General features: G+C 36.7%; 9 protein-coding genes. All 9 read left to right on the top strand.

Annotation, left to right across the window (positions count from 1 at the left end):
- The first annotated feature begins 292 nt into the window (after nucleotides 1-292).
- The 9 genes from LQ227_RS13515 to LQ227_RS13555 all read left to right on the top strand — a co-directional run bounded on the left by LQ227_RS13515 (nucleotide 293) and on the right by LQ227_RS13555 (nucleotide 17,410).
- A complete protein-coding gene (locus LQ227_RS13515) occupies nucleotides 293-1,480 on the top strand; it encodes an ROK family protein (RefSeq protein ID WP_215132417.1) in 1,188 nt (395 codons plus the stop codon).
- A gap of 131 nt (nucleotides 1,481-1,611) precedes the next feature.
- Complete coding sequence (locus LQ227_RS13520; protein WP_230149653.1) at nucleotides 1,612-4,968, top strand: SusC/RagA family TonB-linked outer membrane protein; 3,357 nt, start codon at nucleotides 1,612-1,614, stop codon at nucleotides 4,966-4,968.
- Nucleotides 4,969-4,987: 19 nt separating this feature from the next.
- Complete coding sequence (locus LQ227_RS13525) at nucleotides 4,988-6,589, top strand: SusD/RagB family nutrient-binding outer membrane lipoprotein (RefSeq protein ID WP_230146259.1); 1,602 nt, start codon at nucleotides 4,988-4,990, stop codon at nucleotides 6,587-6,589.
- Between the two features lie 58 nt (nucleotides 6,590-6,647).
- Nucleotides 6,648-7,235 (top strand): redoxin domain-containing protein, encoded by a 588-nt coding sequence (locus LQ227_RS13530; protein WP_230146260.1) that lies wholly within the window; start codon nucleotides 6,648-6,650, stop codon nucleotides 7,233-7,235.
- A complete protein-coding gene (locus tag LQ227_RS13535) occupies nucleotides 7,235-8,569 on the top strand; it encodes a cytochrome c (protein WP_230149655.1) in 1,335 nt (444 codons plus the stop codon). Before LQ227_RS13530 ends, LQ227_RS13535 begins: the two co-directional genes overlap by 1 nt.
- 54 nt (nucleotides 8,570-8,623) lie before the next feature.
- The gene (locus tag LQ227_RS13540) at nucleotides 8,624-11,974 is read left to right on the top strand and encodes a VCBS repeat-containing protein (protein WP_230149656.1); all 3,351 of its coding nucleotides are present in this window, start codon (nucleotides 8,624-8,626) and stop codon (nucleotides 11,972-11,974) included.
- A gap of 28 nt (nucleotides 11,975-12,002) precedes the next feature.
- Nucleotides 12,003-13,295 (top strand): vanadium-dependent haloperoxidase, encoded by a 1,293-nt coding sequence (locus LQ227_RS13545; RefSeq protein WP_230149658.1) that lies wholly within the window; start codon nucleotides 12,003-12,005, stop codon nucleotides 13,293-13,295.
- A gap of 18 nt (nucleotides 13,296-13,313) precedes the next feature.
- On the top strand, nucleotides 13,314-14,738 hold the full coding sequence (locus LQ227_RS13550; RefSeq protein WP_230146264.1) for an alpha-L-fucosidase: 1,425 nt from the start codon (nucleotides 13,314-13,316) through the stop codon (nucleotides 14,736-14,738).
- Between the two features lie 2 nt (nucleotides 14,739-14,740).
- The gene (locus LQ227_RS13555) at nucleotides 14,741-17,410 is read left to right on the top strand and encodes a glycoside hydrolase family 3 C-terminal domain-containing protein (RefSeq protein ID WP_230146265.1); all 2,670 of its coding nucleotides are present in this window, start codon (nucleotides 14,741-14,743) and stop codon (nucleotides 17,408-17,410) included.
- Nucleotides 17,411-17,862: the final 452 nt, after the last annotated feature.

Below are 17,862 nucleotides of genomic sequence, written 5' to 3' on the forward strand. Positions count from 1 at the left end.
ATGTCAGCGGTTGGTAAAAAACATGTAAAAATCTAACTGTATATTCAATTTACATCTTCTGATAAAATTAATGGGTTCAGTTTTCCCATGATTAAACAGTTCAAATTCTACTAATCGAATAATACTGATAAAGTAACTAGCCAATTTAACTAACCATTACCAAATAGATTATGAAACAAACCAGTATCATGTTTTTGTGGATACGTATATAAAACAACTTTCTTTTTAATTTTTTTAAAAAGATTGCATTTCTTTTGTTTTTTTTATATTTTTATATAACCAAATTGAAAAAATGTCAGCAACTATTAAGAAAGCACAACGACTAAGGGCCGACATTATTAAGCTACTTTATTATAAAAAAAAATCATCGCTTACCGATTTAAGTAAACGTACTAAAAAGAGCCTGCCTCTAATTACGTCGACTGTAAATGCTTTGATAGAAGATGGTTTAATTATAGAGCAAGGATTGGCACCATCTACCGGGGGCCGCCGCCCTTTAAATTTTTTATTAAATCCTGATTACAAAAGGTATATAATAGCAGTAGCAATGGATCAGTTAACCAGTCAATTAACCATATATGATTTGTCAAATCATCAGGTTTTACCCACGCAGGTGATTGATTTAGACATGACCGAGAGTAAAAGTGCTGATACTTTAATTGAATTTATTGACCACTGCATAAAGAAATCAACAATCGATAAAGAAAATTTATTGGGAATTGGTATTGGTATGCCGGGTTTTGTAAATGCAGAGAAGGGAATGAACTATTCATTTATGCAGGTTGAAAACGATATAAGCCTGCAAGACTATCTCGCTAAAAAATTAAGTTTACCGGTTTACATAGATAACGACTCGAGTTTGATTGCCTTAGCTGAATTAAATTTTGGTGAAGCAAGAAATTTAAAAGATGTACTCGTAGTTAATATTGGCTGGGGTACAGGTTTAGGGATGATTATTAATGGCAAATTATATCGGGGGAGTAGCGGTTATGCTGGCGAATTTAGCCATATCCCTTTATCTAATTCCAATACCTTATGCTCTTGTGGTAAGCGGGGATGCCTTGAAGTGGAAACGTCCCTTTTGGTGATGGTTCAAAAAGCAGAAGCAGCGGTAAAAAATGGAGAAGAAACAAGTTTAAGAACACTTTTTAATGATAAAAGTAAAAGCCATGTAGATCATTTCTTGAATGCAGTTGTAAAACAAGATCCTGTCGCTATTTCTATTTTAGCTGATGCTGCATTTCAGATTGGTAAAGGATTAGCCACTTTAATCCATATTATGAATCCTGAACGGATTGTATTAAGTGGCCGTGGTGCAAAAGCTGGAAAAATGCTTCTGCCGCCAATACAACAGGCAATTAACGAGTTTTGTATACCTCGGGTAGCCGAACAAACAGAAATTAAATGCTCTAGTTTAAGTGATGAGGCTGAATTATTGGCTGCTGCCAGTTTGATGGTCGAAAATAGCTTATTTGATTAAGCTAATTTCAATTGAATAAAGAATTAAACAAGTTTTTAACTAATAACCGAACTGTATGCGTAAATGAAAGAAATGACCCTCAACTAAGTCCCGAATTATTTCAAACTAATATCAACTAAACAAATAAAATTATGAAAAAAATGTACTTAAAGTGTCTAAGTGTGCTATTGTTATGTTTTTTAACAATAACCGCTTTTGCACAGAAGAATATTACTGGTACCGTTAAAGACGCGTCCGGTGATCCCATTCCTGGGGTGAGTGTTCTCGAAAAGGGAACTCAAAATGGAACTTCTACCAACGGCGAAGGTAGATTTACCCTTACGGTAAAAGACGGCGCTAGATTGATTTTTAAATCTATTGGTTTAGCCACTCAAGAAGTTGCTGCTTCATCAAATCTGGCTATTGTAATGCTTGATGATTCAAAATCACTAAACGAAGTTATTGTTACTGGCTTTGGTGTTAAAAAAGAAGTCAAAAGGCTAAGTTATTCAGCAACAGCCGTTGGTGGTACAGAATTAGCGCAAGCAAATAATGCCAATGTGGTAAATGCTTTGCAGGGTAAGGTTGCGGGTGTTATGATTAATCAAGGTGCCAGCGGCCCTACTTCTTCTTCAAGAATTAGAATTAGAGGCAACTCGTCGTTAAGTACAAACACACAACCTTTAGTTGTTTATGACGGAATATTGTTGGAACCAGGTACTTCTGGAGCAGACTCATGGGGTGATGCTGCAGATTTTGGTAATATTATGAAAAACATTAACTCTGACGATATAGAAAGTATTAGTGTGTTAAAAGGGGCTGCTGCATCAGCATTATACGGTTCTAAAGCAGCAGGAGGAGTGTTATTAATCACTTCAAAAAAGGGTAAAACTACCAAAGGCTTGGGCGTAACTGTATCGCAAACCAGCTCTTTTGATAATGCCTATAAATTTGTAGATCTTCAGAATGAATATGGAGGTGGAATTTCACCTGTTTTTGCAAAAGATGCAAATGGGATGGATGTTGTTGATCAGCAGGCCAGTTATTACGTAGGTGGATATTCTTTTGGTCCTAAATTGGATGGAAGAATGGTTAAAGATTTAGATGGGGTTGTTAGGCCATGGGTAGCCAATAATCCATTAGATTATTTTAATACTGGAAAGTTCATCAATACAAACGTATCGGTTGAAGGTGCTAACGAAAACACAACTTACCGGTTAGCCTATACCAATTTGAATAATTCAAGTGTTGAACCTGGAAACAGCTTAAAAAGAGATGCATTTGCATTTAGGGTAACCAGAGAAATTTCAAAATCAATTTCAGTTGATGCCAGTGTAAACTACACCATGTCGAATTCATTGAATCCGGCAAGACAGGGAAGTGCAAATAATCCTTTGTTTGCGTTTACCTATTATAAGCCTAGAAACGTTGATTTAAATGCCTATATCAACAATAATATCAATCCGGTAACCGGAGGCGCTTTGGGTTCTAGTAATCGAAATCTTTATGACCCTTATGGTATAGGATCGTTTGCATATGGACTTCAAAATGATAATAGAACGCAAAAGGAAAATAATTTATTGGCCAATATTGATGTAAATATTAAAATTCTTCCTTGGCTTTCGGCTTTGGTGAGAGCTAACACTAATTTTTACAATATTGCTTACGAAAGAAAAAATAGAGGAGCTGGTGTTGGCTTCGCCGGTGGCGATTACGAGATCACGCAAAATACCAATAAATCCTATCGTGTTCAAGGTTTGTTAAATGCGAGTAAACAACTTTCAAGTGATTTTGAGTTAAATGCTTCAATCGGAGCGGAAACTTATCAAAAAAACCTTGGCGACGCTGCATTTTATAACAGGTCGGTTACCAATGGCGGACTTAAGGTTCCGGATCTTTATTCCATTTCGAATTCCGTTAACCCTTCATCAACAACCGCTTATCCAAATTTGGGTGAACGTACAGACGCAGTTTACTTGTATGGCGATCTTACCTGGAAAAATATGTTGACCTTAAATGTTAGCGGAAGAAATGATTGGTCATCGGCGCTTACTTATAGAGATGGGCACGGTAATTATTCATATTTCTATCCAAGCATAGGTTTAGCCTGGATATTTACCGAGTTACCAGCATTCAAAAATAGTTCGATATTATCTTTTGGTAAGTTAAGAGCATCATATTCTTACACAGGTTTATCGGCTCAGCCACAATATACGAATACAGCCGGCTACTATAGGTTACAAGACGGTAGTTTCAGTAATGCTAATGGAGGCAATCAATCGGTTTATGGATTTAGTGATAACATTCTTAGAAATGACAATTTAAAAAATGAGTTAACCAAGGAACTCGAAATTGGTACCAATTTAGGCTTCTTCAAAAACCGTATAAACATTGATTTTGCTTACTATAAGAAAAATTCCTACAATCAAATTTTAAGCTTTTCTTTACCACAGGAATCAGGAGTTACTTCGCAAGCTTTAAATGCCGGTAACATCCAGAACCAGGGTATCGAGGTTCTGGTAACTGGTAAACCAATCGTGTCAAAAGATTTTAATTGGAATGCTTCAGTTACTTTTACACGTAACCGGAACAAAATATTGGAATTGGCACCAGGGGTTGAAAATTATGACTTAGATCTAGCTTTTGGTAATGATATAACCTCGGTAGCCAGAGTAGGCGAACAATATGGTTCTTTGATTACAGGGTATGGTTATTCATATTATCAAAAGAAAGATGCAAACGGTAATCCAATTGCCAGTGCAAGTAATGGTAAAAAAGTATTAGGTAATACGGGTTATGGAACCACCGGTGGTTATTACACTTTTGTAAGATCCCAGGATTATGATGGTACCAGAAAAAATTTGGGTACTATGATGGAGGATTATCTTGCCAGTACCAGACAAGAATTATCTTATAAAAACTTTACATTCAGTTTTCAAATTGATGCTAAAATTGGTGGTTTAATGGCCTCTGGAACGCATCAATATGGATCAGCTAATGGTTCGTTTGCCAATTCACTTTTTGGCAGGGATGAAGCATCAGGTGGTGTAACTTATACCGATGCAAACGGTGTAGTACAGCATGATGGTATTATTCCTGATGGTGTATTGAATGATGGATTAAAAGCAAATGGAGTAGACTTAGGCGGAATGACCTATGCAGATGCAGTTAAACAAGGTTTGTTAAAACCAGTACCGGCTTACGCTTATTATGAAAACTTAAGTCAATGGTCTAGTGGTATCAGGGAATATTCAGTATTTGAAAATTCTTGGGTAGCACTTCGCGAAGTAACAGTAGGCTACACTGTACCAAGTAAATATTTAAGTAAATTAAAAATAAATACTTTAAGCCTAAATTTAACCGGTAGAAATATAGCCTATTTGTATAAAACAGCTAAAGATGGTGTAAATCCTGAAAGTATTTTTAGCAACAGGGCAGGTGCTTTTGCTGAATATGGCGGTTTTCCTTTGGTAAGAAGCTTAGGTTTTAATATCAGGGCATCGTTTTAATTATTTAAATAATAGAGATATGAAGACTATAAATAAAACAAAAATATATTTCCTGATAATTTCAGCTTTGCTTGTAGTGGGCGGTTGTAAAAAGGAAAGCTTTGTAGAAGCAAATTTAAACCCTAATACAATATATGAAGTTAAGCCTGAAGATCAATTTCTTAGAGCTGCAGTAGGGTCCCAGGATGATTTCGAGTACTTTGCAGATGTGTACCGTGCCGCAAACCTATGGATGCAGTATAGCACACTAAGTACTGGAAACGGACTAAACTTTAATAATGTTGGCTCGCAATTTAATACGCGTTATGGTAAAATATTTTATGGCAGATTAGGCCCAGCTTTGATTGATGGGATAAAAAACATAGAATCAATGCCCGATGCTGATAAAAATGCAAGGGTTCAGATGAAAGCAATTTCACAAATACTCTTATCATATTATGCATTTTATGTGAGCGATATCAATGGAAGTATACCATATACTGAAGCTTTCCAAGGGAGGTATGGTGGTACTAAAACCCCACGTTATGATACGCAACAGGAAATATTTGCAAAAGTAGATGCAGAATTGAAAGCAGCTGTTGCTACTTTAAAAGGCTCGACCACCGGTCAGATCAGTCTTGGTGGAAATGATCCATATTTCAATGGAGATGCAACACTTTGGACTAAAGCAGCAAACGCTTTACGTCTGAAAATCGCTATTCGCTTAATGAAAGTTGATCCAACTAAAATGAAAGCAATTGCTACCGAAGTTTTAGCAGATCCAGTACAGATGGCAAATGTTAACGATTCCTGGATGCTTAAGGTTGGCCCATCTTATGCAGATGCAAGCGGAAACTTTAGCCCATCGAACTTTGCAGCAGGTAAACCCGTTTTAGACTTTCTTGTTGCAAAAGGGGATCCTAGATTAGCGATATATTATCGTCCAAATGCAGCTGGAAATTACGTGGGAAGTTTTACCAGTCCTGATGAAGCAAAATTACCAGCTAATGCGCCGTTGTATGCTTCATTAGATAATTTATCACAGTTGCAACACCGATTGTTTACGCCTAATTTCGACAATAATGATGGCTTAAAAGCTGGTACAGGCAAAGGTTTTTTTCCTGTGCTAACATATGCCGAGTATTGCTTTATACGTGCAGATCTTGCGGCCCGTAATATTACTACAGACGTTGCTGAAACATGGTATAAAAAAGGTGTATATGCATCTGTTCAATTTTATAGTGATAGAGCAGTTGATGCGAATGTAAAAGATTTTACCGCTGTAACTCCTGCAGCAATTGATGCTTACTATGCTAAAGTTGGAGTTAATTTTGATCCGGCTAAAGCAACTGATCAAATCGCTTGTCAGGCTTACCTTGATTTCTTTAGACAACCTTTAGAAGCCTGGGCCTGGTGGAAAAGAACTGGCTTTCCCAATACCACCTCGGTGTTGGCGTGGTCTGAATTAAAGGCCAACGGAACGCCACTTACTTTAGCACGTAGAGCAGGTATAGATTTATTAAGTCCAACCAACTTAAACTATGCAAATCAGCAGACTGCGATTGCTGAAATGGCTAAAAATCCTGATTTTGGTGCCGGTCCAAATGATCCTTTTGGTCGTGTTTGGTGGGATAAAAAATAATCACTAAATTAAAAGAACCCTTAGTCATTTTACTAAGGGTTCTTTTTAATTAAAAGCAATGAAATTAGCTAATGTTATTATTCGACTGAGTTTTTTACTCGCTATCGTTATTTTTCCTGTTTTTATAAAAGCTCAGGAAAATTTAGTATCCCCTGCAAAAATAAATGCGATTAAATTAATCAATTTAACAGGTAAAGAAAGTCGAATTAATTTAAACAAAACAACAATCATTGTATTTTTAAGCCCCGAATGCCCGCTATGCAAAAATTATTTACCAGGCTTGGTAAAACTTCAAAATGCGAATAAAAGCATCAATTTTTGCGGAGTAATCCCAGGTACCAGTTATTCAATAAAAGAAATAAATGAACTTAAAAATGAATATGGTATCAACTTCGATCTGTTAACAGACAAAGACAAACGATTATCAAAATATTTAGGTGCAACCACTACGCCTGAGGTTTTTTTAATCAGTAAAATGGGCGCAATAGTTTACAGCGGATTAATCGATAACTGGTCTTCCTCACTCGGACAGAAACGCTTGGTAATTACCGAAAAATATCTTGAGCAAGCTATAAAAGACCTTCTAAACGGCAAACAAACATTTAAAAAAACGATTCCTGTAGGGTGCTTAATTAACGACATATAATGAATCCAAAATCTTTAGTATTATTAAAAATTATTACCATTATACTTGGGACATTCATTTGCATACCTCATGTAAGTGCCCAAAAGGTAACTTACTATAAAGATGTTGCATACATTATCCAAAATAAGTGCCAACCCTGTCACAGGCCAGGAGAAGCTGCTCCATTTGCTTTATTAACCTATGAGGATGTTGCAAAAAGAGGCTCTTTTATTAAAAAGGTAACCCAATCTGGTTATATGCCGCCATGGAAGCCAGATAACCACTACAGACTATTTAAGAATGATAGATCATTAACAAATGAAGAAAAACTAACTATAGCCAAATGGGTTGACGCGAAAATGCCGATGGGCGATATTAGCGAAATGCCTAAAAAAGCAGTTAAAACATATATAGATGGGACCCAATATTTCAGGAAACCCGATCTTGTTTTAAAAACAATTAAACCATATAAAGTTTTAGGCGATAATAAGGAGCGGTTTATTGTTTTTAAAATTCCTTTTGATATTGGCGTAGAAAAAAACGTAGAAGCAATGGAGTTTTTTTCATCCAATAAAAAAGTAGTACATCATGCTAACTTTGCTATTCACCCTGTTGCAAATGATATTGATATTAACCAGGGAGCCGATTTTTTAAATTTAACAGAAGATGATCGGACTAAATACTCGCAGTATTTTCCTTTCAAGAAAACAATGACTTATTATGGAGGATGGATTCCAGGAACCTCTTATGAATCTTATCCAAATAATTTTGGCTGGGTAATGCCTAAACGGGGGGTTATATTATTAACTGTACACTTTGCTCCCGTTTCAAAGGAGGAAGAGAATATTTCAGGTGTAAATTTCTTTTTCAAAAAAACGCCAATAGGGCGGAAAGTTGAGGTAATTAGTTTAGGCTCTGCAGGCGTAGGCGAAAAATCTATCGAGCCTTACTTTTTTATCCCTGCTGAGTCTGTAAGAAAGTTCGAATTAAAAATCACAACACCACAAGATCAATCTTTATTATACATTTGGCCACATATGCATTACCTGGGTAAGATATTCAAATCATACGCAGTAACGCCTAAGAAAGATACCATACAACTCGTTTCAATTCCATCCTGGGATTTTAGATGGCAGGAAATTTATCAATTTAAAAATTTAGTAAAAATCCCAAAGGGCTCTATACTAACAATAGAGGGTACTTACGACAATACAACGAGTAATCCTAACAATCCAAGCAGTCCTCCCCGAAATGTTTATTCGGCCAATGATATGAAATCTACCGATGAGATGTTGACCATGTTACTTGTGTTTTTGCCCTACAAAGAAAATGATGAACAAATACAATTAAAATAAAGGCTTACTACCAACTGTGTAATTTAATTTCAGCTTGATTTAATAAGAAGTACCATGAAAATAAGAATATGGCTATCTGCACTTTTTTTCTTAATGCAAGCTGCTGTTGTTAACAACGCTAATGCACAACAGCCTTTATTTACCTTGTTACCAGCAAAGGAAACAAATATCAGTTTTGTAAATAGAGTAATTGAAACGGATTCATTACACGTTATGAACTATGAATATTTGTATAACGGATCAGGTGTTGGAGTAGCCGATTTTAATGGCGATGGTTTGTCAGATATCTTTTTTTCATCAAATGCATCAGATCATAAATTATACCTTAACAAAGGAAATTTAAAATTTGAAGATATTACGAACAAAGCAGGTGTAAGAGGAAATGGTACATGGGGAACAGGGGTATGTATTGCTGATGTAAATGCAGATGGCTTACCCGATATATATGTAAGTCATTCCGGGAAATTTCCTGACAGTAAACTTAAAAATGAGTTATTTATTAACCAGGGAATAAAAGCTGGTATACCTGTTTTTAAAAACATGGCAGAGGTTTACGGCCTTGATGCAATAGGAACCCAATCTACACAAGCAGTTTTTTTTGATTACGACAAGGATGGTGATTTAGATATGTTTTTGTTAAATCATTCAAATCAAACATACAAACCTTTTTTAAATACTAAAAAAGTACGATCTACCCCAAATATGAAATTTGGGAATCGTTTATTTAGAAATGATTCTAAAAACAATCAACCCCATTTTGTAGATGTTACGTTAACCTCTGGAATTATAAATAATGCCTTAAATTTTGGCCTAAACGTAGCGGTAAGCGATTTAAATAATGATGGCTGGCCGGATATTTATACTTCAAGTGATTATACTGAACAGGATTGCCTTTATATCAACAATAAGAACGGTACTTTTTCTGAAAGCATCCGGAAGTCTATCAAGCACATTTCAAAGTATTCAATGGGTTCTGATATAGCCGATTATAACAATGATGGTAAACCCGATATCATCACGCTTGATATGTTGCCCGAAGATAATCATAGGCAAAAGCTGCTTAAAGGACCAGATGAGTATGATCAATATCACTTATTACTGGATAGTGGATATTACAATCAGCAGATGAGAAATATGCTGCACTTAAATCAGGGATTAGGAGGAGATGGTAATTTGCGTTTCAGCGAAATAGGACAATTGGCAGGCATTTCTAATACAGATTGGAGTTGGGCACCTTTATTTGCTGATTTTGACAACGATGGTTGGAAGGATTTATTTATTTCTAACGGATATTTAAGAGACTTTACGGATATGGATTTTCTGAAATATACCGTTGCAAATGCCCAAAAGGAATCACTTAAACAAGGGAGTTTAAAATTTCAAACCTTCGATCTGGTGAAGAAAATGCCATCGAATCAAATCTCAAATTATATTCTTTCAAACAACCATGATTTAACTTTTACCAATAAAACAGTAGAGTGGGGCATTTCAACACCTTCCGTTTCAAATGGTTCTGCTTATGCCGATTTGGATAATGATGGTGATCTGGATTTAATTGTTTGTAATATAAACTCACCGGTAATGGTGTATAAGAACAATTCCGATTTACTGAAATCGAACTATTTAAAAATTAATCTTATTGGAGAAGGATTAAATACAGGAGCAATTGGGGCTAAAATCTATATTAAAACAGATGATAATTTACAGTATCAGGAGAAGTATGTGGTACGTGGTTATCAATCAAGTGTAGATCAAATCAATTGTTTTGGTTTAGGTAAACACAATAAAATAAATTATGTAAAAATAGTTTGGCCAGACGGAAAAGAAAGTTTGATTGAAAATGTACAATCAAATCAGACACTAACAGTTAAGCAGAATGAAGCTGTAATAAAAAAGGAGAATATTAGTGCACCAAAAGCACTATTTACAGATTATACTGCAGATTCAGGCTTAGATTTTAAACATCATGAAAACGATTTTATCGATTTTAAAGGCGAAACCCTTTTACCTTATCAACTATCTAAATTTGGACCTGCGGTAGCTAAGGCTGATATTAATAAAGATGGAATAGAAGATGTTTTTATAGGTGGGGCAATTGGTCAGGCAGGTGAATTATTCTTAGGCGATAAAGCGGGGAACTTTAGTCCTTCTCAAAGTCAGCCTTGGGAAGAAGATAAAGCGAGTGAAGATGTAAATGCTGTTTTTTTCGATGCAAATGGCGACGGGGCTTTAGATTTATGGGTGGTAAGCGGTGGAAATGAGTATGATGAAAATGCCCCAGAGTATCAGGATCGATTATATTTAAATAATGGGAAAGGTACTTTTAATAAGGCACAAGATGCATTGCCAAAAATGTGGAGTAGTAAACAGGCCATAAGCATTGCTGATTTTGATAAGGATGGAGATTTGGATGTTTTTGTTGGCGGTATGAGTAAACCGGGATCTTTCCCCCTCTGCAGTAAAAGTTATTTATTACGTAACGAATCAAAAGGTGGAGCGGTAAAGTTTATTGATGTAACCAAAGAACTCGCTCCTGAATTGGAGTACGCGGGTATGGTTGCTACCGCTTTGTGGCAGGATTTGAACACTGATGGATACCCAGAGCTGTTAATTGGCGGTGATTGGATGCCATTAAAGAAATTCAAAAATGATAAGGGGGCTTTAAAATATGATAAAGATTCTGGACTAGAAAACTCAGATGGTATGTGGAGTAAAATTGTACCAATGGATGTAAACAAGGACGGGGCAATGGATTTTATTGTTGGCAACTGTGGTTTAAACAATCAATTTAAAGCCAATAGTAAGCAGCCGGTAACAGTTTATGCAGGTGATTTTAATAATGATGGCGTATTAGATCCAGTGATGTGTTATTACATTCAAGGGCAAAATTATCCGATGGCTTCTAGAGATGAACTACTTGATCAGATGGTTCAATTAAAAAAACGGTTTTTAAATTATGCCTCTTATGCTGATATCACAATAGAACAATTATTTACACCAGAGCAGTTGAGTAAAAGTCAAAAATTTTATTGTAAGCAATTGGAAACCTCCATTTTATTGAATGATGGAACTGGAAAATTTACAATTAAGGTACTTCCAATTGAAGCACAATTTTCGAGAACATGGGGCGTGGTTGTAGATGATTTTAATAAGGACGGGAAAGAGGATATTCTTTTGTCGGGAAATTTTTATCCATATCGGGTTCAGCTTGGTCAGACAGATGCAGGTTTGGGCTTACTTTTGGTCGGAAATGGAAAGGGCGATTTTAAAGCGGTGTCCCCTTATGATTCAGGATTGTATATAGATGGCGACGTTAGGAATATGATTGAGATTAAGGGAGCAATCAAAAAAATTATAGTTGTTAAAAATAATGATAAGGTCCAGCTTTTAAAAACTACTAATTAAAACCAGCATCATGAAGATATATCTGTTTTTGTTTATTTTCTGTATTTCAATCAGTGCTAGTGCTCAGTGGCGTAAAAGCGAAAATGATCCTTTACCACTGCACAGATCGCAAAAGGTACTTTCTGATATCATTGTGAGTGATATATTTTCTCCGCCGGTTGCGAGTAGAATTTTTGTTTATGCAAACATTGCTGCATACGAGATTCAGGCGAAAGACAATAGTCAGTTTCAATCTCTAAAAGGACAGTTGAATAGCTTTAATGGCATTCCAAATGCAGATAAAAAGCAAATTAGTTATTCTGTCGCCGCAACTTATGCCTATTGGCAGATTGCAAAACGACTTGTTTTCTCTGATCAAGTGGCTTTAGATAGCCTAAACAGTATACTATTATGGTATAAAGTAAAAGGATATCCCGATACTATTGTTCAAAATTCTATTTTATACGGTAAAAAGGTGTCTGATTCTGTTTTAAAATGGGTTGATCAGGATTATTATAAAGAGACGCGTAAATTAAGACGATACAGCATTGTAAAAAAAGAAGGCAACTGGGCACCTACTCCCCCTGGTTATATGGCAACTGTAGAGCCTTATTGGAATAGAATAAGGCCTCTTGTAATGAAAACAGCTGATCAATTTAAACCTTCACCTCCTCCCCCTTACAGTAAAGATAAAAATAGTGCTTTTTATATCAATGCAAATGAAGTTTACACGGTTGGTAAAAATCTAAATCAAAAGCAATTAGATATAGCGAAATTTTGGGATTGTAACCCTTTCTTTTTAAATGTAAATGGGCATATGAACTATGCTACGAAAAAGATATCACCAGGAGCACACTGGATTTCGATAGCTGGCATTGCCTGCAAACTAAAAAGCTTTAACTACGTTCAAAGTAGTCGTGCTTATACATCTACCTGTATTGCATTATTTGATGCCTTTATCAGCTGTTGGGATGAGAAATACAGGAGCAATTATATTCGCCCGGAAACATTTATTGATGCAAATATCGATGAAAATTGGCGGCCAATTTTGCAAACACCTCCATTTCCCGAATACCCGAGTGGGCATAGCGTTGCTTCAACATCTGCAGCCTATGTGTTAACCAAAATATTTGGCGATAATTTTAAGTTTCAAGACAATACTGAGACTGATTTCGGATTACCGGTGCGAAGCTTCACTTCTTTTAATCAAGCTGCTAACGAAGCCGCTCTTAGTAGACTTTACGGCGGTATACATTACAGACCAGCCATTGAAAATGGTCAGATTCAAGGTAGGAATATCGGAGCATATCAGACCGAAAAAATTATAATGAAAAAAGATTAAGTTAAAAACAGAATAACAATGAAAATAAAATACCTCCTAGTACTTGTTTTAATTGCTTTGGCTAAGTTTTCAAGTGCCCAAAGAAACGACATACTAAAAGAATCATCAGATTACGAGTGGCCAACAGATCTAACTGTTAAGCAAAAACTCGATACCTGGCAGGATAAAAAGTTTGGAATGATTATCCATTGGGGGCTTTATGCTGTTCCAGGGATTATCGAATCTTGGTCAATCTGTTCTGAAGATTGGATCGATAGAGACAGTACCATTAAATACGAAGACTATAAAAAATGGTATTGGGGCCTTAATGAAAAATTTAACCCAACAAAATTCAATCCTGAGCAATGGGCCAAAGCAGGTAAAAGTGCAGGAATGAAATATTTGGTGTTTACCACCAAACATCACGATGGCTTTGCTATGTTCGATACCAAACAATCTGATTTTAGCATTGCAAAAGGTCCTTTTTCAACCAATGCCAAAAAAGACGTAGCTAAATATGTGTTCGATGCTTTCCGTAAGGAAAATTTTATGATCGGTGCTTATTTTTCTAAACCCGATTGGCATTCTCAATACTATTGGTGGGATAAATATGCCACTGCAGATAGAAATAACAATTACGACATCAGAAAGAATGAATGGCGGTGGAATATGTTCAAAAGTTATACCCAGAACCAGATTGGAGAGTTAATGAACAATTACGGAAGCATTGATATTTTATGGTTAGATGGTGGATGGGTCCGTCCACGGGCTAGCGTAAATAAAGAAGTACTTTCTTGGGGAGCACCTATTCCTGATTGGAGTCAGGATATTGATATGCCGAAAATTGCAGCTGATGCTAGAAAAGCACAACCTGGTTTAATTGTAGTGGATAGAACGGTACACGGCCAGTTTGAAAACTACCAAACCCCTGAACAAAAAATCCCTGAAAATCAGTTGGAGTATCCATGGGAAAGCTGTATGACGTTAGGCGGAGCCTGGGGTTTTGTACCCAACGATCAGTATAAATCGGCAGGAGAAGTGGTTCATAAATTAGTAGAAATAGTAGCCAAAGGCGGAAGTTTGCTTTTAGGTATTGGGCCTAAAGCTGATGGAACGCTGCCTGATCATGTGATTACAAGATTGGATGAAATTGGTAAGTGGACCAGTAAGAATGGTGTTGCCATATACGGAACAAGGATTACCAAAAACTACCATGATGGACAGAACTGGTTTACGCAAAGTAAAGACGGTAAAACTATTTACGGCATCAGTTTAATCGGCAATACGCCAAACAAAGAAATTTCATGGCAGGGGAGTATTCCTAAAAAAGGAAGTCTCATTACCATTTTAAGTACCAACCAAAAGGTAAAATGGACATTGAAAGATGGCAAAGCACACTTCGATTTTCCTAAAACAGAGGAGAAAATAGCCCTGACTTTTTCTTTTACGCCCGAAACTAAATAGCAATGCCGAAACCGAGAAGACACCTATATTTATTGCCTGCATTATTTTTCTGTAGTAGCCTTTTTGCTCAAGTTAAAGGGCAATCTTTACCCTATAAAAATCCGAAATTAAGTGTCGATTTGAGGGTAAAAGACCTCATTTCGAGAATGACACCGGAAGAGAAATTCTGGCAGTTATTTATGATTCCTGGAGATGTTACAACTGAAAATAAGACACAATTTAAAAACGGTATTTTTGGTTTGCAGGTAAGTGCTGCTGCCCAGGGAAGTGGTAATGCACAACAAATGTTAACCTATAATACCTCTGAAGATGGACTTTCTCTGGCTAAAAAAGTAAATGAAATTCAAAAATTTTTTGTTGAGGAAACCCGTTTGGGCATTCCCATCATTCCATTTGATGAGGCTTTACACGGTTTGGTTAGGCAAGGTGCTACTGCTTTTCCACAATCAATTGGTTTAGCTGCAAGTTTCGATACTACTTTAGTAGCCAAAATTGGTACCGCTATTGCCAATGAGGCAAGGGCACGCGGTTTGAGAGATCTTTTGGCGCCTGTAATCAATATGGCTACAGATGTAAGATGGGGCAGGGTAGAAGAAACCTATGGAGAAGACCCTTATCTAACAACTGTAATAGGGCATGCTTTTATGAATGCCATAGAAAGGCAGAATATCATTGTTACCCCAAAACATTTTATTGCCAATGTTGGCGATGGCGGGCGGGATAGCTACCCGATAGAGATGGATAAACATTTTTTAGAAGAAATCCACTTTCCAGCATTTAAAGATGGGGTTAAAAATATAGGTATCCGTTCATTAATGACTTCCTATAACAGCGTTTTTGGTACTCCGGCAACCTCAAATAAATGGCTGCTCACCACTAAACTAAAAACAGAATGGGGTTTTAAAGGTTTCGTAATTTCTGATGCAGGTGCAGTTGGAGGTGCCAATGTATTACATTTTACAGCTAAAGATTATAAAGATGCTACGGCGCAATCGATTAATGCCGGCCTTGATGTAATCTTCCAGGTAGATTATAATCATTATAAACTTTTTCTGCCCGCATTTTTAGATGGTGGCATTCCCAAATCGAGAATAGATGATGCATTGTCAAGGGTGCTGAAAGCTAAATTCGAGCTGGGGCTGTTTGAACATCCTTACGTGGATGAAAGTATTGCTGAAAAGATGCTAAGCGATCAAAGTAATCACAATCTCGCCAAAGAGGCCGCTTTAAAATCTTTTGTGCTCCTGAAAAATGATAACAACACGCTTCCTTTAAAAAGTGAAAAGCAGATCTTACTGGTAGGGGAAGATGCAATTGAAGCCAGATTAGGTGGCTACAGCGGTACCGGAAACAATAAGATAAATATATTGGAGGGCTTAAAAAATGCCGTATCCAATAACGTTAAGGTTAATTATGTAAAGGGCAGTAGCCGGGAACTGCAATCTTATATTCCGGTAGATAGCCAGTTTCTTTCTGCCAATCAGAAAGCAGGATTAATAGGAAACTATTACAAAGGGCTTCAGTTCTCAGGGAAACCCGTTAAAGAAGTAAATGATAAGGCGGTTAATTTCAGTTGGACATTGTACCCGCCAGACGAGCAGCTCCAATTGGATGATTATTCGGTAAGGTGGGCCGGTAAAATTAAGGTGCCACAAAATGTTGATGTTAATATCGGATTGGAGGGAAACGATGGTTACCGATTATACCTGGATAACCAGTTACTTATCGATAATTGGGATAAAAAATCATTCAATACGAAAACCGTTCCATTTCATTTCGAGAAAAATAAGGAGTATGCAATTAAGGTCGAATTTTATGAGCCTAAAGGCAATGGTAAAATCAAACTGATCTGGGATTATAATATCAAGAAATCAAACGAAATAGCCGATGCAGTTGCTGCGGCAAAAAATAACGATGCAATTGTATTTGTTGCAGGTATAAAAGAAGGGGAGTTTTTAGATCGGGCGATGTTAAACCTGCCTGGTAATCAAGAAATGCTACTGGAGGAACTCGCAAAAACCGGGAAACCTATTATTGTGGTATTAACCGGTGGAAGTGCCATTAATATGCAGCCTTGGTTAAATAAAGTAAATGCAGTTTTAGATGTTTGGTACCCAGGCGAAGCAGGCGGTAGCGCCATTGCAGATGTACTACTTGGCAAGGTAAATCCATCAGGTAAACTTCCAATTACTTACCCGATAGATGAATCACAGTTACCGTTGGTTTACAACCATAAACCTACGGGAAGAGGCGATGATTATAACAACTTAAGCGGCGAACCACTTTTTCCATTTGGATATGGATTAAGTTATACCAACTTTTCTTACCACAATTTGAAGTTTAACCGTAAAAGTATTGCTAAAAATGAAAACGCTAATTTAAGCTTCGAGCTTAAAAATACGGGCAATTACGATGGTGAAGAAGTGGTGCAGTTGTATATGAGACCTTTGTTGAGCAAATTGGCGCAGCCAGTTCTTGCATTGAGGGCTTTTCAGAGGGTACATTTAAAGGTTGGCGAAACAAAGGTAATTTCATTCAAACTGGATAAAGAGGTGCTGCAAACACTCAATATCAATAATGTATGGGAAGTAGCTCCTGGGGAATATAGGATTATGATCGGATCATCAAGTAAATCACTTTATTTAAAAGATAACTTAACTGTTAAGCCTTAAAAAAATACATCCTATGGTATAAACAATATCATTAATAGTTGCCGCAAATTCTGGTTAAATCTGCGGCTTTTTTTATTCTAATCCGTGTTTTCTTACGTCCGTCCTCCTGAATTTATTTCAGGATCTATTGAAGCGGTAGAATGACGAACTCACCTAAGTGTCTTTGCCGCGGAAACACGGAAAACATGAAATTTTTATTCGGCTGCCATCCTGAGGGTTAATTTATTCTATAAAAATCAATATAAATGACATAGAAGTTCAAGGAGATAGTCTCCCCCTAGTTTTCGTCATTTCGAGCGGAGTGCAACGCAGTCGAGAAATCTGCCTAGATAGATCTCTCCATTTCGCTGCGCTCCAGTCGAGATGACGATCATTCTATTGGAGTCTGCCAAGTAACGTAGCCGAAGGATCTTTAAGGAAAAATAGAATTGCTACATCCAACTCTGCGAACT

Origin of the sequence: Pedobacter sp. Bi27 (genome assembly GCF_918698255.1) — a bacterium.
Lineage (GTDB): Bacteria > Bacteroidota > Bacteroidia > Sphingobacteriales > Sphingobacteriaceae > Pedobacter.